The sequence below is a fragment of the Pseudomonas fluorescens genome (genome assembly GCF_001307155.1).
Lineage (GTDB): Bacteria > Pseudomonadota > Gammaproteobacteria > Pseudomonadales > Pseudomonadaceae > Aquipseudomonas > Aquipseudomonas helvetica.
Genome location: NZ_CP012830.1, coordinates 3,964,845 through 3,985,122 on the forward strand (window position 1 = coordinate 3,964,845; position 20,278 = coordinate 3,985,122).

Annotated in this window: 19 protein-coding genes and 1 pseudogene; 17 read left to right on the plus strand and 3 right to left on the minus strand. The window is 53.6% G+C overall.

What is annotated here, in order from left to right:
• Positions 1-5 precede the first annotated feature (5 nt).
• The gene (locus tag AO353_RS18010) at positions 6-1,184 is read right to left on the minus strand and encodes a vWA domain-containing protein (RefSeq protein WP_054596171.1); all 1,179 of its coding nucleotides are present in this window, start codon (positions 1,182-1,184) and stop codon (positions 6-8) included.
• A gap of 31 nt (positions 1,185-1,215) precedes the next feature.
• Positions 1,216-2,061 (minus strand): AAA family ATPase, encoded by an 846-nt coding sequence (locus AO353_RS18015; RefSeq protein WP_024265085.1) that lies wholly within the window; start codon positions 2,059-2,061, stop codon positions 1,216-1,218.
• Between the two features lie 256 nt (positions 2,062-2,317).
• Here AO353_RS18015 and cysK point away from each other — a divergent pair, with 256 nt between their 5' ends.
• The 9 genes from cysK (at position 2,318) to AO353_RS18060 (ending at position 10,980) form a co-directional block, all read left to right on the plus strand.
• Positions 2,318-3,292, plus strand: a complete 975-nt coding sequence (gene cysK, locus AO353_RS18020; protein WP_054596172.1) for a cysteine synthase A — start codon at positions 2,318-2,320, stop codon at positions 3,290-3,292.
• 654 nt (positions 3,293-3,946) lie between these two features.
• Positions 3,947-4,228 (plus strand): TnsA endonuclease N-terminal domain-containing protein, encoded by a 282-nt coding sequence (locus AO353_RS31590; RefSeq protein WP_306460894.1) that lies wholly within the window; start codon positions 3,947-3,949, stop codon positions 4,226-4,228.
• A 239-nt stretch (positions 4,229-4,467) separates the two neighbouring features.
• On the plus strand, positions 4,468-4,839 hold the full coding sequence (locus AO353_RS18030) for a hypothetical protein (RefSeq protein ID WP_054596173.1): 372 nt from the start codon (positions 4,468-4,470) through the stop codon (positions 4,837-4,839).
• A 184-nt stretch (positions 4,840-5,023) separates the two neighbouring features.
• The gene (locus AO353_RS18035; RefSeq protein WP_054596174.1) at positions 5,024-5,599 is read left to right on the plus strand and encodes a fimbrial protein; all 576 of its coding nucleotides are present in this window, start codon (positions 5,024-5,026) and stop codon (positions 5,597-5,599) included.
• Between the two features lie 66 nt (positions 5,600-5,665).
• The gene (locus tag AO353_RS18040; RefSeq protein WP_054596175.1) at positions 5,666-6,361 is read left to right on the plus strand and encodes a molecular chaperone; all 696 of its coding nucleotides are present in this window, start codon (positions 5,666-5,668) and stop codon (positions 6,359-6,361) included.
• 36 nt (positions 6,362-6,397) lie between these two features.
• Complete coding sequence (locus AO353_RS18045; RefSeq protein ID WP_054596176.1) at positions 6,398-9,007, plus strand: fimbria/pilus outer membrane usher protein; 2,610 nt, start codon at positions 6,398-6,400, stop codon at positions 9,005-9,007.
• A 372-nt stretch (positions 9,008-9,379) separates the two neighbouring features.
• Positions 9,380-9,943 carry a fimbrial protein gene (locus tag AO353_RS18050; protein WP_146016077.1) on the plus strand — a complete coding sequence of 188 codons (564 nt, stop codon included), beginning with the start codon at positions 9,380-9,382 and terminating at the stop codon, positions 9,941-9,943.
• 19 nt (positions 9,944-9,962) lie between these two features.
• Entirely contained in the window at positions 9,963-10,454 is a 492-nt protein-coding gene (locus AO353_RS18055) for a fimbrial protein (RefSeq protein WP_054596178.1), read from the plus strand.
• Positions 10,455-10,461: 7 nt separating this feature from the next.
• Positions 10,462-10,980 (plus strand): fimbrial protein, encoded by a 519-nt coding sequence (locus AO353_RS18060; RefSeq protein WP_054596179.1) that lies wholly within the window; start codon positions 10,462-10,464, stop codon positions 10,978-10,980.
• A 185-nt stretch (positions 10,981-11,165) separates the two neighbouring features.
• Here the strand turns inward: AO353_RS18060 and AO353_RS18065 are convergent.
• Positions 11,166-11,759: pseudogene (locus AO353_RS18065) on the minus strand (IS5/IS1182 family transposase); the annotation flags it as partial.
• A 651-nt stretch (positions 11,760-12,410) separates the two neighbouring features.
• Here AO353_RS18065 and AO353_RS31385 point away from each other — a divergent pair.
• From AO353_RS31385 to AO353_RS18095, 8 genes are all read left to right on the plus strand, one after another.
• Positions 12,411-12,644 carry a disulfide bond formation protein B gene (locus tag AO353_RS31385; protein WP_203226128.1) on the plus strand — a complete coding sequence of 78 codons (234 nt, stop codon included), beginning with the start codon at positions 12,411-12,413 and terminating at the stop codon, positions 12,642-12,644.
• A 593-nt stretch (positions 12,645-13,237) separates the two neighbouring features.
• Positions 13,238-14,677, plus strand: a complete 1,440-nt coding sequence (locus AO353_RS18070) for a cytochrome ubiquinol oxidase subunit I (RefSeq protein WP_054596180.1) — start codon at positions 13,238-13,240, stop codon at positions 14,675-14,677.
• Positions 14,678-14,680: 3 nt separating this feature from the next.
• Entirely contained in the window at positions 14,681-15,688 is a 1,008-nt protein-coding gene (gene cydB / locus AO353_RS18075) for a cytochrome d ubiquinol oxidase subunit II (RefSeq protein ID WP_054596181.1), read from the plus strand.
• Between the two features lie 15 nt (positions 15,689-15,703).
• The gene (locus AO353_RS29885) at positions 15,704-15,865 is read left to right on the plus strand and encodes a DUF2474 domain-containing protein (RefSeq protein ID WP_081013757.1); all 162 of its coding nucleotides are present in this window, start codon (positions 15,704-15,706) and stop codon (positions 15,863-15,865) included.
• Positions 15,866-16,363: 498 nt separating this feature from the next.
• Positions 16,364-17,521, plus strand: a complete 1,158-nt coding sequence (locus tag AO353_RS18080; RefSeq protein ID WP_054596182.1) for a TDT family transporter — start codon at positions 16,364-16,366, stop codon at positions 17,519-17,521.
• A 177-nt stretch (positions 17,522-17,698) separates the two neighbouring features.
• Positions 17,699-18,928, plus strand: a complete 1,230-nt coding sequence (locus AO353_RS18085) for a molybdopterin-dependent oxidoreductase (RefSeq protein ID WP_054596183.1) — start codon at positions 17,699-17,701, stop codon at positions 18,926-18,928.
• A gap of 9 nt (positions 18,929-18,937) precedes the next feature.
• Positions 18,938-19,582 (plus strand): c-type cytochrome, encoded by a 645-nt coding sequence (locus AO353_RS18090; RefSeq protein WP_109790524.1) that lies wholly within the window; start codon positions 18,938-18,940, stop codon positions 19,580-19,582.
• Positions 19,583-19,627: 45 nt separating this feature from the next.
• Positions 19,628-20,242 carry a thiol:disulfide interchange protein DsbA/DsbL gene (locus tag AO353_RS18095; RefSeq protein ID WP_054596184.1) on the plus strand — a complete coding sequence of 205 codons (615 nt, stop codon included), beginning with the start codon at positions 19,628-19,630 and terminating at the stop codon, positions 20,240-20,242.
• Positions 20,243-20,278 lie beyond the last annotated feature (36 nt).

A 20,278-nucleotide genomic window follows, 5' to 3' on the forward strand; every position in this document is an offset into this window, starting at 1 on the left:
CGCAGTTATTTGGAGAGAAACCGCATCCCTTCTTCCAGCCCGCGCAAGGTCAGCGGGAACATCTGGTCTTCGATCAGATCGCGCACGATCTTGGTCGAGGAGGTGTAGCCCCAGGTGTCTTTCGGGTACGGATTGATCCAGATGAGCTTCTTGTACTTCTCCATGAAGCGCTGCATCCACACGTAACCGGCTTCTTCGTTCCAGTGCTCGACGCTGCCGCCGGCCTGGGTGATTTCGTAAGGCGCCATGGCGGCGTCGCCGACGAAGATCACTTTGTAGTCGGCGCCGTATTTGTGCAGCAGGTCCATGGTCGCCGTACGTTCCGAGCCACGGCGCATGTTGTTCTTCCACACCGATTCATAAATGAAGTTGTGGAAGTAGAAGTACTCCAGGTGTTTGAACTCGGTCTTGCAGGCCGAAAACAGCTCCTCGCAGATCTTCACATGGGCGTCCATCGAGCCGCCGATGTCGAACAGCAGCAACAACTTGATGTTGTTGCGACGTTCCGGGCGCATCTGAATATTCAGTAGCCCTGCGTCACGGGCGGTGTGATCGATGGTGCCGTCGATGTCCAGCTCGTCCGCCGCACCCTGGCGGGCGAATTTGCGCAGCCGCCGCAGGGCCACCTTGATGTTGCGCGTGCCTAACTCGACCTGGTCGTCGAGGTTCTTGTACTCGCGCTGGTCCCAGACCTTGACCGCTTTGCCCTGGCGCTTGCCGGCATCGCCGACCCGGATGCCTTCCGGGTTGAAACCGCCGGAGCCGAACGGGCTGGTGCCACCGGTGCCAATCCACTTGTTGCCGCCGGCATGGCGCTCCTTCTGTTCTTCCAGACGCTTCTTGAATTCTTCGATCAGTTTGTCGAGACCGCCGAGGGACTGGATTTGCGCGCGCTCCTCATCGGTCAGCGAACGTTCGAATTCCTTGCGCAACCAGTCTTCGGGAATCAGTGCCTGAAGGTGATCGTCGAGTTTTTCCAGGCCATTGAAGTAGGCACTGAACGCCCGGTCGAACTTGTCGAAATGCCGTTCGTCCTTCACCAGAATCGCCCGTGACAAGTAATAAAACTCGTCCATGTCGGCGAAGGTCACGCGCTGTTTCAGCGCGTTGATCAGGTCCAGCAGTTCACGTACCGAGACCGGCACCTTGGCTGCACGCATTTCATTGAACAGGTTGAGCAGCATGGCTTTCGCCCTTGATCTTGTAAGAAGAGTATCAGCGGGTGCCGCGACGGCTCATGAACGCCAGACGCTCAAGCAATTGCACGTCCTGTTCGTTCTTCACCAGGGCGCCGGCCAGCGGCGGGATGGCCTTGGTCGGATCGCGTTCGCGCAGTACCGCTTCGCCAATGTTGTCGGCCATCAGCAATTTGAGCCAGTCGACCAGTTCGGACGTCGATGGCTTCTTCTTCAAACCCGGGACCTTGCGCACATCGAAGAACACGTCCAGCGCTTCGCTGACCAGGTCTTTCTTGATGTCCGGGTAGTGCACGTCGACGATTTTTTGCAGGGTGACGCGATCCGGGAAGGCGATGTAGTGGAAGAAGCAACGGCGCAGGAAGGCGTCCGGCAGCTCTTTCTCGTTGTTGGAGGTAATGATGATGATCGGACGCTGCTTGGCCTTGATGGTCTCGTCGATCTCGTAAACGTAGAACTCCATCTTGTCGAGTTCTTGCAGCAGGTCGTTCGGGAACTCGATGTCGGCCTTGTCGATTTCGTCGATCAGCAGAATCACCCGCTCTTCGGACTCGAAGGCCTCCCACAGCTTGCCCTTTTTCAGGTAGTTGCGGATGTCATGGACCTTGTCCACACCCAGTTGCGAGTCCCGCAGGCGGCTGACCGCGTCGTACTCGTACAGGCCCTGGTGAGCCTTGGTGGTGGACTTGATGTGCCAGGTGATCAGCTTGGCACCGAAGGACTCGGCCAGTTGCTCGGCGAGCATGGTCTTGCCGGTGCCAGGTTCGCCCTTGACCAGCAAAGGCCGCTCCAGGGTGATGGCGGCGTTGACCGCCAGCTTCAGGTCATCGGTGGCGACATATGCGCGGGTGCCTTCGAACTTCATCGGTAATTCCTCGAACGGTAACGCCGATCTGCGCCAGGCAGGGCGGGCGAAATAAAAGTATGCCCGACTATAACGCGGCGCCCGGTCGACTGTGAACGCAGACGGCTTATTCAGTCTCTGAATGGGGCGTCACATGGTGACCCGGTCAGCTTAACGAATGACTGAACATGCCTATCATCCAGCGTCGCGACTGGACGCACGAGGGTTGCGAGGCATACCCTTGGAGGCTTCTCCAACGCTGCATAAGGACCCAGCCATGAGCCGCATTTTTGCTGATAACGCGCATTCCATCGGCAATACGCCATTGGTTCAGATCAACCGTATTGCGCCTCGCGGCGTGACCATTCTGGCGAAGATTGAAGGACGCAATCCGGGCTATTCAGTCAAATGCCGGATCGGCGCGAACATGATCTGGGATGCCGAAAGCAGCGGCAAACTCAAGCCGGGCATGACCATTATCGAACCGACCTCGGGCAACACCGGCATCGGCCTGGCGTTCGTCGCGGCAGCTCGCGGCTACAAGCTGGTGCTGACCATGCCGGCGTCGATGAGCATCGAACGGCGCAAGGTGCTCAAGGCCCTTGGCGCCGAACTGGTACTGACCGAGCCTGCCAAAGGCATGAAGGGGGCCATCGAAAAGGCTGCCGAGATTCTGGCCAGTGATCCGGCCCGCTACTTCATGCCGCAGCAGTTCGAGAACCCGGCCAACCCGGCAATCCACGAAAAAACCACCGGTCCGGAAATCTGGAATGACACCGACGGAGCCATTGATGTGCTGGTTGCAGGTGTCGGCACCGGCGGGACCATCACCGGTGTTTCGCGCTATATCAAGAACACCCAGGGCAAGCCGATTCTCTCGGTGGCGGTGGAACCGCTGGTCTCGCCGGTGATTACCCAGGCCATGGCCGGTGAGGAAATCAAGCCAAGCCCGCACAAGATCCAGGGCATAGGCGCGGGTTTTGTACCGAAAAACCTCGATCTGTCGATAGTTGACCGGGTCGAGCTGGTCAGCGATGAAGAATCCAAGGCCATGGCCCTGCGCCTGATGCAGGAGGAGGGGATTCTCTCCGGGATTTCCTGCGGTGCGGCCATGGCGGTTGCCGTGCGTCTGGCCGAAACCCCGGAAATGCAGGGCAAGACCATCGTGGTGATCCTGCCGGACTCTGGTGAGCGTTATCTGTCGAGCATGTTGTTCAGCGATTTGTTTACTGAGCAAGAGTTGCAGCAGTAACGTCTGTGTTGACGTTGTGGCGAGGGAGCTTGCTCGCGCTGGAGTGCGAAGCACTCCTTAACCCTGCGGGAGTGTTTCGTCAGACTGATGTCACAAGTAAATAAACCTTGTCACGGTTGCTGCCCTACGTCGGGGTAGCAACCGCAATCATTAATCAGGTTCACAATCTTTTGTGAGGTTGTGATGCTATGCATCCTGCGCTGCGATTCGACAGCATGAGTTCCCCCTCTCTACCAGCAATGCTCTTTTTGGAGCGTTGCCACGTCATTCAGGTAGTCCGGTTAGCCAGATGAGCCAGGTTAAATTGTCACCTTGCAAACCAGTGCGCTCGAAGGTCGTTTTACACAGGGAAAGATAGATAAACGGATAACCGCCGGCGATGGCCAAGGGGGTCAGCGAAGAATACATTCCCTGGATCAAGGTGCGGGCATTTGTATCGCGTGGTACTTCCCACATCGTGCCAGGAGTGAAAGTCCATTGAGCTCACCACCTGCTTTCGAATGCTGAGTACCACTACCACGTGATGCTTGAGCATGACCGGTCAATCATTGATATTCGTGAGCAGTTCCCCTGCTGCCTGCAGCTGAAACCCATGCAATTGCTTCGAGCTTGAACGTCCGGCCAGCGGTTTACCCTGGGACTTCCGTTTCTCTAGTGCTAACGACCGATTTTCTAATCACGCAGGTGGACAGTACGGGTAAGGAACGACTGGTCGCGAGATCAATGAAGTATGCAAAAGAGATCGAAGACGCCCCGAAAGCCGAGCAGGGCAGATGGCTCAAAAAACTCGGGATTGAGCGACTTTTCTGGGCCAGAAGAGATATCGAGTGGAAGTTGGTTAACTACGAAAGACTTTCGCAAGTCAGAATTAGGAATCTGCTGATTCTTAGAAGCTACGCGCTTATCTCTCCAGCGCTTGTGAGTGAAAAAATATAAGTCGGATGTTAGAGGTTATCTCCACGGCAAGAACAGATGAGATACCGCTGAATACCCTCCTGCTCAAAATCACGAAATCTCTATACATGGAACACATGGGAGTGAAGTGCCTATTTTTCCACCTGATTTGGGTCGGAAGGCTGAGAGTGACCTGAAATCAAAGATTACCGAGCTGTCAAAGCCTTTGCATGTAGAGGTGATGAGCTTGAGTGAATTCTCAGCGGTTGAGGATTCCCGTCATGCTTAGTTTCACAATCCTAAATGTTGAACTGCCTCTTAATTTTATGATTCGCCGTGAAGATGAACTGAATGATCGAGAAAAAAGCAGTCTCGAGAAGATCTGGAGTTTGATCAAGGATATGGTCGAGGGTAAGTCACCTCTGGATTTTCTGACCGTTAATTTCTGTGCAGATGTAAAAGAACATGCCGAGGTGATGGGCGTTGATAGAAAGCAAATCTATCGGCTGTTGTTTAGGTATTGGAGTATGGGACAGATTAAAAATGCTTTTCTGTGGAATACATCCAGATGCGGTGGAAGGGGTAAACCTAAAAGTAGAGAGTCCGGCATCAACCCTGGGCGCCGACCAACGTATCACAGCGTCAGTCAGTGAGTGAGTGAACAGCATTGCGGCCTTGCCGCGCATTTTTATTCGTACAGATAAGTGACGTTTAAGAATCGTCTTATGGACTGGGTGCTTGTGCCGGTAAATCATTGATTCACCTGCTGCGGCGAGCCGTGGAACAGGGAAGTTAAATGATTAAATCGCACATCGACTACAGCTAAGGGTAACTTTCATGGTTAAGAATTTCTGTAAATGCACCGCCCTGTGTGGCTCCTCATTGTTGATCCTGATGGCCGCCGCCAGCGCGCGGGCATCGGATGGTCAAGTTGAATTTACTGGTTCGATCAATGACAACGCTTGTACCATCAGCAGCGAAAATGTGAAGAAGTCGGTGGATATGGGGCAGGTCCGCTTGGCTGACTTCGCCAACACGGTCGGCGCCACCGCTGGATCCGTTCCGTTTTCCATCTCGCTGGAAAACTGCAGCAGTGCCACGTTGAAAAATGCGGCGATCACCTTCCGCGGACAGCAGTCGTCTTCAGATCCAACGATCCTGGGCATGACCGGTGCCAATCAGGTAGCGGGAGTCGGCATTCAAATCAACGATGCCCGCACCGGAACCAAGCTACCACTCAACACCGCCAGCACGGATTACGTGTTGCGCCCGCAGTCCAATACCTTCGATTTCACCGCATCCTATGTGCGCCTGGTTGCAGACACAGACGGTGCTGATGGCAAGCCTGGCGTTCGCGGTATCGGTACCGGCCAGGTGAATGCGCTGGCCAGTTTCGATGTGACCTACAAGTAATCATGATATTAACGCCAGGGGTCGAATTCACCAGCGAGTCCTGATGTTAACCGAGGAAAACTTATTATGCGCTTAAAAGTTGCGGCTTTTACGGCTTTGGCGGCGTGTCTTTGGCTTCCCCAACTTCAGGCGGGCGTCAACGTGGGCACCACACGAGTGGTTTACCAAGGTAAAGACAAAGAGGCGAATCTTTCCCTGGCCAACACCGATGATGACTCGCCTTATCTGATTCAGTCCTGGGTAAGTCCCTATGACAATCGCGACGCCAGCGCCGATGAGTTCATTATTACTCCGCCGCTGTTTAGACTCGATGCGAAAAGTCAGAACATTCTGCGGATAATCGCGACCAACGTACAGAGCTTGCCCAACGACAGGGAAAGCCTGTTCTTTGTCAACGTCAAGGCTATCCCGGCGGTGAGCGCCGAGCAGCATAGTCAGAACGTACTGCAGATTGCGTTAAAAACGACTATCAAACTTTTTTATCGTCCGGAAAACTTGAAAGGATCACTGAAGGAAGCTGTTGATCAGCTGGAGTGGAGCGTTGACGATGGCAAGCTGAGTGTTCGTAATCTCTCAGGCTTCAATGTGGTGGTTAGTGAGTTATTGGTCAATAACGCTATTAACAAGGATTTGCCTGAGGTCATTAAGCCTGTTAGTACGCTAAAATCCGTACAAGCACTTAAAGCTGGCGACAAGATTGTACTAAGTTACATAAATGAATACGGCAGCACCGTCAAGACAGATCCCATAAAAGTTCACTAAGCATTAAGTTGTAAGTCTTAAAGAAAGGACTCTCTCATGCCCCCTTTGCGCATGTGTGTCTATGCGCGCCTATCTAAGTATTGGAGTTGTTTTGCCCTGATCACTTCAGGTTTGACAACCACTGCGGTTTACGCTGATTACAGCTTTGATGCTTCATTCCTGGAAATTGGCGGAGGTAACACTTCGGCCGAAGTGGCCGAGCAAGTCAAAACGATGAGCCAGGGGCAACTGCCGGGTATCTATCGAGTCAATGTGACGGTCGATAACCGCATGATCGAACAGCGGGACGTGCGCTTTGTGCGTGAGACGGCTCAGCAGAAACCCACCCTCACCGGGCTGTTTCCTTGTTTGAGCATTGATCAGCTCACGGCATTGGGGGTCGACCCTGCGCGGCTGGCGCATGCCGATATCAGTACCGAACAGTGTGTGTATTTCAATCGTGACCTGGCGGGTGTGACGTACACCTACGACTTCCACAAACAGCGCCTGGATTTGCAGATCCCGCAAGCCTTCGTCGGCAGTGTGCCGTTTGCCACCCGACGCAAACGCTGGAGCGATGGCGAGCAAGTTGCCTTCGCTAACTACAGTTTTTCCGGCAGTCAGTACCAGACGGACTACAACAACCGTCAATCGCAGTTCGGTAGCGTGCGCAGCGGGATTAATACAGGCGCCTGGCGCTTGCGCAATTTCTCGAACTGGCAAAAAAGCACCAACGTCGAAGGCCAGTGGAAGTCGCTGGACACCTATGTCCAGCGTGACATGGGCAACATGATGGCAATCGCCACCATCGGCGAAAGCTCAACCGACAGCGACCTGTTCGACTCCATCTCCTATCGTGGTATCGGCATCGAGTCCGACTTGGACATGCTGCCCGAAGAGTCGCGTAACTTTGCCCCGGTGGTGCGCGGCGTCGCCAATGGCCGTTCGTTGGTGACCCTGCGCCAGCGCGGCTATGTGATCAGTGAACAGTGGGTGCCTTCAGGGCCGTTCGCACTCAAGGACCTGTATTCCACGCCCAGCAACGGCGACATCGAAGTCACGGTTCAGGGCCCCAACGGCGAGCGTCAGGTGTACACGCAATCGTTCTCGTCGGTGCCGTATATGATGCGCGAAGGTCAACAGAGCTATTCGCTGACAGCGGGGCAGTATCGTCCGGCGGACGGCGCCCGTGATCAGGCTAAGCCGGCGTTCGTCCTGGGCACCCTGCGCCGTGGTTTGAGCGACGGCACTACGCTGTTTGGCGGGGCGCTCGTCAGCGATCAATACAAATCCTCACTGTTGGGTTTCGCTCACGATTATGCCGGTTTCGGCGCCATCTCCCTTGATGTGACGCATGCGGTCAGCGACGACCTGGGCCCGGAACGCAAAACCCTGGCCGGGCAGTCATACCGTTTCCGGTATTCCAAGACATTGAGCCTGACCGACACCAACTTCAGCCTGATCGGCTACCGCTACTCCACCAGTGGTTATTACAGTTTCAGTGAGGCGAACAACGCGCGTGCCAACCGGTCCCTGGCCCCCTATGTCGATGAATCGCTATCGAATGGCGAACACTTTTCGCCTTACTTGCAAGGTCATATGAAGAGCAGTTTTACCGCCAATGTGTCGCAGCAATTCGGCAACTACGGCGGCCTGTACGCCAACCTGACCAAGACGGCTTATTGGAACATGGCCAAGAGCAATACGTCGATTCAACTGGGCTACAGCTTCAGTGTGGGGCGCGCTTCTTACAACCTGGGCCTGGCGCAGAATGGCGGCAGTGATGATGACATTCGCAGCCTGTCGTTGAGCGTGAGCCTTCCGCTTGGCGATCCGGGCAGCAGCAGTCGCATCGGCTTGAGCAACAACCAGGACTCCAATGGCAATGCAACGCGCGCAGCCACATTCAGCGGCTCAAGCTTCAAGGATGACGCGCTGTCCTACAGCCTCGGCGTCAACCAGCAGCTGAGTGATGAGGATCGCATATTGGGCGGCTCGGTTGCCGCACGCTACAACGCCGCCAATGCGATCTGGCATGGCTCGTACAACCAAGATCGAAATACTCGGCAAATGGATTACGGCGTCGAGGGCGGCGTGGTCGCCATGCGCGACACCCTGATGTTTACCCAGCCGCTGGGGGAAACCAACATCATCGTTGCCACCCCAGGCGCTGCCGATGTGGGGGTATTGACCCGCAGCGGGGTCAGGACCAACAACAGTGGCTATACGATCATCTCGTCGGCGCAGCCTTACCGGGATAACCGCGTATCGCTCGACACGGATTCATTGTCCGACAACGTCGATATCGCCGGGCTGGTACAGGAAGTCACGCCCAAGCGTGGGGCCTTTGTGATGGCCCGCTTCAAGACCCAAAACGGTCGCCGCCTGTTGGTGACCGTTGAAACGGCGCAGGGGATGGCCGCGCCATTCGCGGCAAACGTCCAGCTCTTCGATTCGACCGGTGCCGTGCTCAGCGAGGCCATGGTTGCCGATAAAGGACGGGTATTTATCACCGGTGTACCGGAGCAGTCTCGATTGGTTATCAAGGTCAACGGTAAGACTTGGTGCCGTCAGGACCTGGACTTGAGTCATTACACCTTGCCTCAAGCCGGCATTGGACAATTCAAGTTGACCTGTAACCCCACTACTGGCGCTAGTGATAATTAAGGAAGCGTACTGATGTACTGTTTTGCGAACCTAAAATATTTAATCAGAAGACGAGTAAGCTGTTTAGTGGTTGCACTATTGTGCGGTGTCGTTGGGCCGTCGGCGAGTGCTTATGTTGATCCCTCCGTAACGTGTTCAGGTAGCCCGGTCTCATCAAGCGTTTTACTCGGGGCGGTACGTCCGGGCACTAGGTTTCAATTACCCTTTGCTTCAGGCACCTGTAGAACGGATGGCTGGTACCCGTTGGGCGGCTATTACACCCAGACCCAAAGTCCGGTAGGCACTAGCGGGAATCTGACATTTTTAGTTGTAGCGAAGGATGCGAGAGTCGCGGTTCCATCAGACGCCAGTGGGTCACAAACGGCATGCTTCGTGCCGAGCAATTGCCGTGGCGAACTTCTTGAAGGCAGTGTGTTTCCCTATGATTTTTTTGTGGTGTTCAATGCTGAGCGTGCGACAGGTATCTACAGCACTGTCGTTACCGTTTACGGTTATTCGCCCATAGATAATGTTAAGCGTAAGGCCAAGATCGCGGAGGTCACCTATACCTACATCGTCGTAGAACCGGCCTGCTCTATTGGTTCAGCAACCAGTCTGGCGCTTCAGTTCGGTACGCTGTCCCCCAATGATGTTGGCGCCCAACGCACCGCCGATATCACCGTCAACTGCCTGTCTGGCGTCACCGCCAGGGCCAGGCTCGTGCCTACACAAAGCGCGGTCGGTACCGGATTATCTGCAACCAGCCTTGAGGGTTTGTCCATGGCGGCGACCTGGGCCGATAACGGTCAGGCGGTTGACTTCAATGTGACGCGAAGTTTCAGCCTGAGTACCGGTAGTAACCTGATAAGCCTCAACTTTCGCCCCGTGGTTAACGCCGGTGCTTTACCGACCGGAGCGTTCTCCAGCCAATACACACTCAACCTCACTTATCCATGATTCCCGCAGGAGCACACTCATGAAATTACTGGGATCCGCTACCGTCTTACTCGTCGCCGGCATAACCTGCCAGTCCGCCTTTGCAATCACCGATACGGTCACGATCAACGTGAGCGGCACCTTGACACGCCCACCGTGCAACGTGACAAGCAGCAAGACACTGAGCGTCGACTTCGGCAGCTTGCGCTACGACCAAGTAGAGTCCGCCCCAGTCGTTCCAGTGCCCATCACCCTGATATGCCCTGCCAATTCATCCCTGAGTGTTAGTATCAAGGCGTCCGGTGCCGTTTCAGGTTCGACAACCCAGGCCACTACGGACAAAGCCAACCTGGCCTATACACTGACGCTCAGCAGCGACAACTCGGCCGTGGATATCACGGGCGCGAAGCGCACCCTCACCAAGCAAAACGGTAACGTCGACCTGAGCATGAAGGCAAAACTGCTAAAGAACGGCGAGTTGACCGAGGGCAAGTTCAGTGCCTCGACAGTGATCAATATCGAGTACCTGTGAGGTGCCTATGGCGATCAGGCTGACGCTGTGGGGAGCGCTTTTGACCGTTGCGGTGTTGTGTTCGGCTCAAGTGTGCCAGGCGGCGCCAACGGCCCGGCTGGATATCCGCGGAACCTTGATACAGCCGCCTTGCTCAGCCAATTTTCCGTCCACGCAAAACGTTGAAATTCCCAAGGTCAATCTGAACGCTTTGGGTTCTGGAATGACCGACTGGACTGACGTAGCGTTTGATTTTCAATGCACGAAAGGCAGTAAATTGCAATTGCGCTTCACTGCCGGCAACGGCGCCTACGACACCGCTACGTTGCGTACCACGTTGGACAAACTGGGATTGAAAACCCGTCTGAGCGACGTGACAGGCACTGTCCGCGATGTACATTTCAACCTTGGCGAGCAATTTACGTTCTTCGTGGAGGCGACAGCGCTGAATCTCAAACTCTCGGTCAGACCGGTACTCGGCGCACAAGAGTTACCTGCCATTGGTAGCTATAACGCAACCCTGATGATGGAGATCGTCTATCTGTAGCGATGGACGCTCGTTTTGAACCTGATTGTCTGGTCGTTTTGTCCAACAAACTGCCACCTCTTCCCTCCATTAAAGATCGCTACGCCATTGTCGACGTAGATCTTAACTACTTCAGTTAGGGTTATTCACATGGACAGTAAGTACTTGGCGGCGGGAGTGACGCTATTAGTTACCTGAACGAGCCCCGTCAGCGATTCAGCCTCGATTTCTATACGCGCCAGGTTCGCCATACTGCTCAGTTGCCCACGATCAACGTTGGTCACCTCATGGGTAATGATCAGATGGTGTTTGTCGTCGACAGCTGTTTGTACGTTGTAGCTGGCCGTTATGGTGCCTCGGCCGCTCGTGGCCATTGAACGTGCATCTTGGGCTGTGAGGGAGATCTGCTGTTCTGGACTTTCGTGGAGCTGCGTTGCGCCTCGATTTCCTTAATTTTCTGCATCTGCTTTTTCAGTTTTCTATCTTTTCTTTCAGCCGCTCGCCTTGGCCTCGGCCACTTCGGGCGTTGTCCTATCCGCCGAATCCATTGCCGTCAGATATCGATCAATACTCTGCTCGATCTGCTGCATGCGTGCCTTCAGCTTGCCCTGAATAAAATTGCGGTCGCGGTTATTGACGGCTTTGAATTTGCGGCCGTCGATGGCGATGATCAGCTGAGAAAAGAGATTGAGGTTGCGGCAAAGAACTGCAAGCTGGCGGCATACGCTGCGAACGGCTTTGCCGTTGTCTTTGCGAAAGTCGGCAATGGTTTTGAAGTCTGGAGCCAAACGCTTCGCCAGCTTGCCTGCAACAAGACAGAAATGACCCTTGCCAAAAGCCTTATCGGTAAAATCGATAAGACTTGTCGATAATACGGTAAAAAACCGATAAGAAAATGACTTAGACTGCGTACATGGTCACTCACACATATTAGGAAGATTGCCATAACGCATAGGTATCTTGCTGGTTAAACATTTGACCATATGAGCGGACCATTGGGTGGTACGCCAATTCATTCTGGCGACCAGGGGCTAGCAGCTTTTCATTGATCTTGACTGATTTTCATGGATCTCCAAGTTCGCGCTCCATTTCTGAAGGGTATTGAACATCGTTCTGTTTTTCATACTGTAGTGTTTGTACACGGTTCGGTGGGACTTGTTTTTGATGGGATAAGCAGATTTCAGGATGCGCTTTAGCGCGGCTGACTAATTTAGGGTTTTGGCTAATTCTAAATAAAAAGCGCTGGATCACTTCTTGTAAAGGAGTGGCGGCAATGTATATGTTCTTGCCGTTCTTAATCGCTCTGCTGAGCTCCGTTTCTATATTTTTCTGGAAAAAGCGAACTGGCTTCGGAATGTGGGGTGTTATTAATTATCAGTCTCGTGTGGTTTAACTCTCACTCAACTGATCTTCTTGACTTGCACTTTTGAAAGGTGTTAGGGAGTGGGTAATTGCAGTTCGCGGCCTTGATGGGGGAGAGTGCTTCTCAGCTCTCCAAGCTCAGTAGTGGTGATGCGTTAAATATTCTTGGTCTTCTGGGCGTCAGTTTGTCGCTGGTAATTGCATTTTATTACCAGTTGTTTTGGCATGAGCTGCCATGCCCGGTATGCGTGCTACAACGATTGAGTATGATTATCATAGGTTCTGGATTTTTAATGAATGTGCGTTTCGGTGTGCGCTACTAGGGAGTTTGCTAGCCGGAGCTATCGCCTCACGCCAGATGTTTCTGCATGTTCTTCCAGAGGATCCGGGCTATGGGGTGACGCTTTTGGACGCACATTTCTATACGGGGGGGCGTAGTGTCTACCCTTGCACCCATGGGGTTTATCTCGGGGCTTCTACTGCTTAAGAACTGGGAGCAACCATCACCTATCAGGCAACAGGCGCATGTTCTTGGGAAGTTGGCCATGGTCGTATTTATTTTCCTGATAGCTGCAAACCTGGTATCTACAGTCCTGGAGTGTGGCATTGGAGAGTGTGAGACTAATTCCGTGGTTTATCAGCTACTGACAAACTAGTACTGCTCAGGTATGACTTTTCTTCGAGGTGTTAGGTAATGAGCTCAACGCTCGCCGTACTCCAATGACTCGCTTCTTGTATTTCAATCCTGGTGGTTAAGGTTCGGTCTTTTACTGATTGAAAAAAATTTGAGCCGGCTTGCCGTCTGTGATTCTGCATGCCATCCCGGCAGAGAAAGTATGTCGGTCATGTAGAACCTCAGTAGCTAACTTGAAAGCACTGTTGCAGTCACGCTTTATCCGTATATAAGAGGGCAGTTATGTTTAATCTACAGGCATTAGACTTGGCGCGAATGCAGTTCGCATTTACGGTCTCGTTCCATATTCTGTTCCCGGCTATCACAGTCGGTTTGGCCGGTTACCTGGCAGTTCTTGAGGGTTTGTGGCTGAAGACCCGTAACGACATCTATCGTGATCTGTACCACTTCTGGTCGAAGATCTTTGCTGTCAACTTCGGCATGGGCGTGGTGTCCGGTGTTGTTATGGCCTATCAGTTCGGTACCAACTGGAGCCGTTTTTCGGACTTCGCCGGCCCCATCACCGGTACTCTGCTTACCTATGAGGTACTCACCGCCTTCTTTCTTGAGGCGGGTTTTCTGGGAGTGATGTTGTTCGGCTGGAACCGGGTCGGGCGAGGACTGCATTTTTTTTCTACCGTTATGGTGTCTCTTGGAACGCTGATATCGTCCTTTTGGATCTTGGCGTCCAATAGCTGGATGCAGACCCCTCAGGGCTTCGAAATCGTTAACGGCCAGGTGATTCCGACGGACTGGCTGGCGGTAATTTTCAGCCCTTCGTTTCCCTACCGCCTCGCACACATGTCAATTGCTGCGTTCGTTGCCACCGCCTTCTTCGTCGGCTCATCGGCTGCCTGGCATCTGTTGCGCGGCCGTGACAACCCTGCGATCCGCACCATGCTGTCGATGGCCATGTGGATGGCCCTGATCGTCATGCCCATTCAGATCATGGTCGGTGATATGCACGGCCTGAATACCCTGAAACATCAACCGGCGAAAATCGCTGCGATTGAAGGTCATTGGCAAGACCATGGTAATGAAGCGACTCCGCTGATTCTGTTCGGCTGGCCGGACATGAAAGCCGAGAAGACTAAATTCACCGTCGAAATTCCGTACCTGGGCAGCCTGATCCTGACCCATAGCCTGGACAAACAGGTGCCCGCACTGAAATCGTTTCCCCCTGAAGACCGCCCCAACTCGACCATCGTGTTCTGGTCGTTCCGGGTCATGGCCGGCCTCGGTATGTTGATGGTCTTCACCGGATTGTGGAGCTTGTGGTTGCGCAAGCGCGGAACGCTTTACCAGTGCCGCCCGTTTCTGTACTTGGCGATGTTCATGGGGCCGTCCGGTCTGATCGCGATTCTCGCCGGTTGGTTCACCACTGAAATCGGTCGTCAACCGTGGGTGGTGTATGGCCTGCTGCGTACTACCGATGCCTCGTCGAACCATAGCGTGGCACAGATGAGCCTTACCCTGGGTCTGTTTGTCGTGGTGTATTTCGCGCTGTTCGGGACCGGTTTCGGCTACATGATGCGCCTGGTGCGCAAAGGTCCAAAGACCAACGAAGGCGCAGAAATCAGCCACGGAGGTCCTGGTCAGCAACGTACGCCGGCTCGTCCACTTTCTGCTGCCGACGACAACGGTGAAGGTGATCACAGCCTTAGCCTGAACAAGGGGAATTGAGTCATGGGTATTGATCTTCCATTGATTTGGGCCGTGATCATCATCTTCGGGATCATGATGTACGTGGTCATGGATGGTTTTGACCTGGGAATCGGCATTCTCTTTCCCTTCATCAAGGGTCACTGTGACCGCGATGTGATGATGAACACTGTCGCGCCCGTCTGGGACGGTAACGAAACCTGGCTGGTATTGGGCGGTGCGGCGTTATTTGGCGCCTTCCCGCTGGCGTATTCGGTGGTGCTGTCGGCGCTGTATCTGCCACTGATTCTGATGCTGTTCGGGCTGATCTTCCGGGGCGTGGCCTTCGAGTTCCGCTTCAAGGCCAAAGAAGACAAGCGCCATATCTGGGACAAAGCCTTCATCGGTGGTTCGCTGGTCGCCACATTCTTCCAGGGCGTGGCGCTGGGGGCTTTTATCGACGGCATACCGGTGGTCAATCGGCAGTTCGCTGGCGGTGGGCTGGACTGGTTGACACCCTTCAGCCTGTTCTGTGGCGTGGCGCTGATCGTCGCGTATGCCTTGCTGGGTTGTACCTGGCTGATCATGAAAACCGAAGGCAAGTTGCAGGAGTTGATGCATGACCTGGCGCGGCCGCTGGTCCTCGTGCTACTGGTGGTAATCGCTATCGTCAGTATCTGGACCCCAATAACTCATCCCGAGATTGCCTCACGTTGGTTCACCTTGTCGAACCTGTTCTGGTTTCTGCCGGTGCCGATCCTGGTGCTGGTAACAACCTGGGGTCTGTTCAAGGCGGTGGCGCGTAACGCGCACTACACGCCGTTCCTGCTGACCCTGCTGCTGGTCTTCCTCGGCTACAGCGGTTTGGGCATCAGTCTGTGGCCGAACATCGTGCCGCCGTCGATCTCGATCTGGGACGCCGCCGCACCACCGCAAAGCCAGGGCTTTCTCCTGGTTGGCACCTTGTTCATTATCCCGTTCATCCTGGGTTACACCTTCTGGAGCTACTACGTGTTCCGCGGCAAGGTCACCCACGAGGACGGTTACCACTAGCAGAGGAGCGCTCCAATGGACAGTAAGACAATTGTTGAACCGGCCGGACATAAGCCACTACTGCGGCAGCGGCTGGGCTGGATGCTGGTGATTTATGCGGGCAGCGTGGCGGCACTGGGTGTGTTTGCCATGCTGATCCGACTGTTCATGCAGGCGGCGGGGATGAAGTCGCACTGACCAACTTTCCGATGCTGGATACAGCCTCTTCAGGAAATGGACCCTGGGTCGAGGAGGCTGTTCTTTGCTATCAGCTCATACTCATTCATGGGGGTATCTATCGATATCACCATTGCCAAGTACTTTGTCTGTACCAGCATTAACCAATCGAAGTTAAGGGGGGGATGTTGTCATCCAGTACAGCACTGGCGAGCAACCTTTGTCTTTAGGCGATAAGGTTACTTCTTCTTCTGCTCAAGTAACGCTCGGTGATACCCCTGTTAATTAGGCAAATGATGCACAAATCAGCACTCACTTTTGCCCAATCTGTCTATTCGTTGCTCACAGTCTGCTCTGGCACAATTGCCGGTTTGGCTCGCACATATCACGTAGCACGTCATCGTAGAAAATTCCTTATCGGTAAAATCGATAAGCTATGACGATAATACGGCGAAAAGCCGATAAGAAAATCACCTAGAATGAGCACACGATCATTACACACTCATCAGGAAGATTGTCATGTCGCTTAGAGATCTCGCAACTATCAATGCGGGAGCCAAACCCCTTAGCCATTTGAGCCGACCACGGGAGGCGATACGCCAATTCACGCCGAACTGGTTCGCCGCGACCATGGGCACCGGCATCCTTGCCTTGGCCCTGGCTCAGTTTCCTCTAGCCATCCCTGGCTTGAGATCCATTGCTGAAGGGCTCTGGATGTTGAACATCGTTCTGTTCTGCACCTTCAGTGTCCTGTACATGGCTCGGTGGATCATGTTTTTTGATGAGGCCAAGCAAATCTTCGGGCACTCCACGGTCTCGATGTTCTTCGGCACTATTCCGATGGGGCTTGCGACCATTATCAATGGTCTTCTGGTGTTCGGCGTTCCTCGTTGGGGCACAGGTGTCATACCGCTGGCTGAAGCCCTGTGGTGGATCGATGTCGTCATGGCGCTCGCCTGCGGTGTGCTGATTCCTTACATGATGTTCACCCGTCAACAACACAGTATCGATCAAATGACGGCCGTCTGGTTGCTGCCAGTAGTAGCCGCGGAAGTAGCGGCTGCAAGTGGTGGGTCGCTGGCTCCGCACCTGCTCGATACCGGCGCGCAATTCGTTATGTTGATTACCAGCTATGTACTGTGGGCCTATTCGGTTCCTGTTGCGCTGAGCATTCTGGTCATCCTGCTGTTGCGCATGGCGTTGCACAAACTTCCCCACGAAAGCATGGCCGCATCCAGCTGGTTATCGCTGGGTCCTATTGGTACAGGTGCACTGGGCATGCTGGTCATAGGCGGCGAGGCCCCCGCAATCTTTTCGGCGCAGGGACTGCAAGGGATTGGCGAGGTTGCTCAAGGCATTGGACTGATTTCCGGCATTCTTTTCTGGGGCCTGGGGTTGTGGTGGATGGCAATGGCCGCCCTAATCACGATCCGCTACTTTAAGGCGGGTGTTCCTTTTAACCTGGGGTGGTGGGGGTTTACTTTTCCTATCGGCGTCTATGCCGTCACGACTCTCAAGTTGGGCTCTGTTCTGCATTCCAGCTTCTTCAGTATTTTTGGTGGATGCCTGGTGTTGGTGTTGGCGGTCCTGTGGTTGATCGTGGCTTTCAGGACGATTGCTGGTGCGTATCGAGGAAATCTTTTCGTCTCGCCATGCATCGCTTCTTTGGCTAAATAGTCAACTCATCAATAGCTACCTCAGGCTTGCAAGTCTGAGGTCAGCGACCAACTTGGCCTACTGTATTACTTATCTGACGAACAACAGGCGCGTAGAGCAGGCCACTGGTAGCGCTTGGGAAAAATAAAGTAAAGAGTCTGATCTTCGATCCTTATTCGTGTTGAGAGTGTAGAACTTATGTCTATTGATAACAGAAACACTATTAAGCGCCGTGTCTTTCTCCAGGGGGCAAGTCTGGTAGCTGCGGGGCTTGCATTTAAACCGTTGCATAGTCGAGCGGCAGAAACTGAGGCTCAGGACTTTTCCAATGGAACCCGGGAGTTGGTGGCTTATCCGCAGAAAAGACCGCTGATGCGTGTCACGGCTCGTCCACCGCATCTGGAAACACCGTTTTCGGTGTTCAACGAGTCGATACTGACGCCCAATGATGCTTTTTTTGTTCGCTACCACCTCGCTAATCTTCCTACCTCGATTGATGCGGACAACTATCAGCTACAGATCAAAGGCCTGGTGGACAAACCGCTCAGCTTGAGCCTCGCGGAACTCAAGGCGTTGGGAAAGACCGTCGAGGTAGTGGCTGTCAACCAGTGTTCCGGTAACAGCCGAGGTTATGGATCGCCACGGGTATTTGGTGCGCAGCTGGGTAACGGCTCGGTAGGTAACGCGCGGTGGACGGGCATCCCGTTAAAAGCAGTGCTTGAACAGGCTGGGGTGCAGGCGGGGGCTAAACAAGTGACCTTTCGCGGCCTGGACCACCCGGTATTGCCGACAACACCAGAGTTCATCAAGGCACTGGGTATCGATCTGGCGCTTAGCGATGAGCCGATGATTGCCTGGGCCATGAACGGCACCGATATCCCTTTCCTTAATGGTTACCCCATCAAACTGATCGTTCCTGGCTACTTCGGTACCTATTGGGTCAAGCATTTAAGTGAAATTGAGGTCATCGACCATACCTTCGAAGGCTACTTTATGGAAAAGGCCTACCGCGTTCCTGACAATGATTGCCAATGCGTACCGCCAGGAACGGTACCAGACAAAACCCGTCCGATCGGTAGGCTGAAAGTACGATCCTTTATTACCAGTTTGCAGCCTGGTGCCAAGGTGAAGCTTAACGAGCCCATTACCTTGAAAGGCTTTGCATTTGATGGTGGGCACGGCATCCAGTCAGTTGAATTGTCTGAAGATGGCGGCAGAAATTGGCAGTTGGCTGTATTGGGCGAGAACCTGGGCAATTACTCATTTCGCGAATGGACACTGCAGTGGGTACCTCGAGAAAAGGGCAAAGTAGGTTTGCAAGTTCGTGCCACGAACGGGCAGGGCGAACAACAACCGGTGAGAGCCTTGTGGAACCCCGCTATCTATGTAAAGAACAATATTGAAACCACCCCGATCACGGTTGTATAGGACTCCAGGATGAAAAGTGTATTTGAGCACTACAAAGCGTTGCTGTTTGCATTTTGTACCTTTCCGATTTGCGCAGTAGCTTCTCCATTAACAATTAATCTGCCTGCCGAGACTATCAGCCTGCGCCCCTCGGACTTGCCGGGTTACTCCGTTGCTCAGCAGAAGTGCGGAATATGTCATTCGGCCGATTATATTGAGTATCAACCACCCGGCTTCAGCCAGAAACAGTGGACAGGGCTGGCCAGAAAAATGAAAGAGTCTTATGGCGCCCCACTTTCAGAGAGTGAAGTAGGGCTGGTGGGTGAATACCTGGCCGCTACTTATTCAGGTCAACCTGCTCTCGAGAGTAAATCTGCGATCAAGACCATCGAACGTGTGGCTCATACAGTGGATAACCCTAAAGTTGCCGATGCGAAGGTGCTTCTGGAGCAGAATGGCTGTCTCGGCTGCCATGCGATTGATCGAAAGATTGTTGGCCCCGCGTACCACGATGTTGCTGTGCACTACAAAGGTGATGCCCAGGCCATTTCGCAAGTTATCGATCACATCAGTCACGGTGGCGCTGGACGTTGGGGGGCGATACCTATGCCACCATTCCCAGGTTTACAGCCGGCCGAGCTGAAACAGTTGGCGGACTTTGTTCTGGCGCAGTGATCGTCACAAATACACTTCGATTCATAAAATGAGTGAGGTACTTTGATGCGTAAGTTCTGCTTGGCTTTGATTATGCCTGCGATATTTTATATTCCAATAGGGATGGCGGCCTCGGTTATTTCATTACAGGCTGGAAAGAATTATACAGTGACGGATGAGCCAGTAAGCCAAACGCCAAAAGTGCTCGAGTTTTTTTCGTATGTCTGCTCTCACTGTCGGCAACTCGATCCGAGCATGACCCAATGGGCTGCCAAGGCTGGAAATGACGTGGTCCTGACTCGGGTCCCTGTCACTTTTGGCAGCAAACAATGGGAAGGCTACGCTAAAGCCTTTTATGTTGGTGAAGTCCTTGATATTCAAGTCGTCACGAATCACGCGCTATTTGAACTAGCGCATCACGGCGGGAAGCTGGAGACTGCTGAGGAGATTGCTGACTTTTTCGTTGGGCTCGGCGTAGAAAGAAAAGTTGCCGAGCAACAAATCAACTCATTCGCAGTTAAAAGTCGGATGGCTCAAGGCGATAAACTTGCCCAACGCTATAAAATCCAGGCGGTGCCCAGTTTTGTGGTGAATGACAAATACTTCACCGACGCCAGCATGGTGGGTTCCCCCGAGGCAGTGCCTGCCGCTCTCACGCAGTTGGTAAAGTTGCACGATTAGAGTGTACAGCCTCCAGCATCGTTTGTTCTTTGTTGG

Bases quoted from the DNA above. Each gene is read 5' to 3' on its own strand.
- AO353_RS18045 (WP_054596176.1), top strand. From the start codon at position 6,398: ATGCCCCCTTTGCGCATGTGTGTCTATGCGCGCCTATCTAAGTATTGG.
- AO353_RS18095 (WP_054596184.1), top strand. From the start codon at position 19,628: ATGCGTAAGTTCTGCTTGGCTTTGATTATGCCTGCGATATTTTATATT.
- AO353_RS18070 (WP_054596180.1), top strand. From the start codon at position 13,238: ATGTTTAATCTACAGGCATTAGACTTGGCGCGAATGCAGTTCGCATTT.
- AO353_RS18085 (WP_054596183.1), top strand. From the start codon at position 17,699: ATGTCTATTGATAACAGAAACACTATTAAGCGCCGTGTCTTTCTCCAG.
- cydB (WP_054596181.1), top strand. From the start codon at position 14,681: ATGGGTATTGATCTTCCATTGATTTGGGCCGTGATCATCATCTTCGGG.
- AO353_RS18080 (WP_054596182.1), top strand. From the start codon at position 16,364: ATGTCGCTTAGAGATCTCGCAACTATCAATGCGGGAGCCAAACCCCTT.
- AO353_RS18090 (WP_109790524.1), top strand. From the start codon at position 18,938: ATGAAAAGTGTATTTGAGCACTACAAAGCGTTGCTGTTTGCATTTTGT.
- cysK (WP_054596172.1), top strand. From the start codon at position 2,318: ATGAGCCGCATTTTTGCTGATAACGCGCATTCCATCGGCAATACGCCA.
- AO353_RS18060 (WP_054596179.1), top strand. From the start codon at position 10,462: ATGGCGATCAGGCTGACGCTGTGGGGAGCGCTTTTGACCGTTGCGGTG.
- AO353_RS18030 (WP_054596173.1), top strand. From the start codon at position 4,468: ATGCTTAGTTTCACAATCCTAAATGTTGAACTGCCTCTTAATTTTATG.
- AO353_RS29885 (WP_081013757.1), top strand. From the start codon at position 15,704: ATGGACAGTAAGACAATTGTTGAACCGGCCGGACATAAGCCACTACTG.
- AO353_RS18015 (WP_024265085.1), bottom strand. From the start codon at position 2,061: ATGAAGTTCGAAGGCACCCGCGCATATGTCGCCACCGATGACCTGAAG.
- AO353_RS18010 (WP_054596171.1), bottom strand. From the start codon at position 1,184: ATGCTGCTCAACCTGTTCAATGAAATGCGTGCAGCCAAGGTGCCGGTC.
- AO353_RS18040 (WP_054596175.1), top strand. From the start codon at position 5,666: ATGCGCTTAAAAGTTGCGGCTTTTACGGCTTTGGCGGCGTGTCTTTGG.
- AO353_RS18055 (WP_054596178.1), top strand. From the start codon at position 9,963: ATGAAATTACTGGGATCCGCTACCGTCTTACTCGTCGCCGGCATAACC.
- AO353_RS18035 (WP_054596174.1), top strand. From the start codon at position 5,024: ATGGTTAAGAATTTCTGTAAATGCACCGCCCTGTGTGGCTCCTCATTG.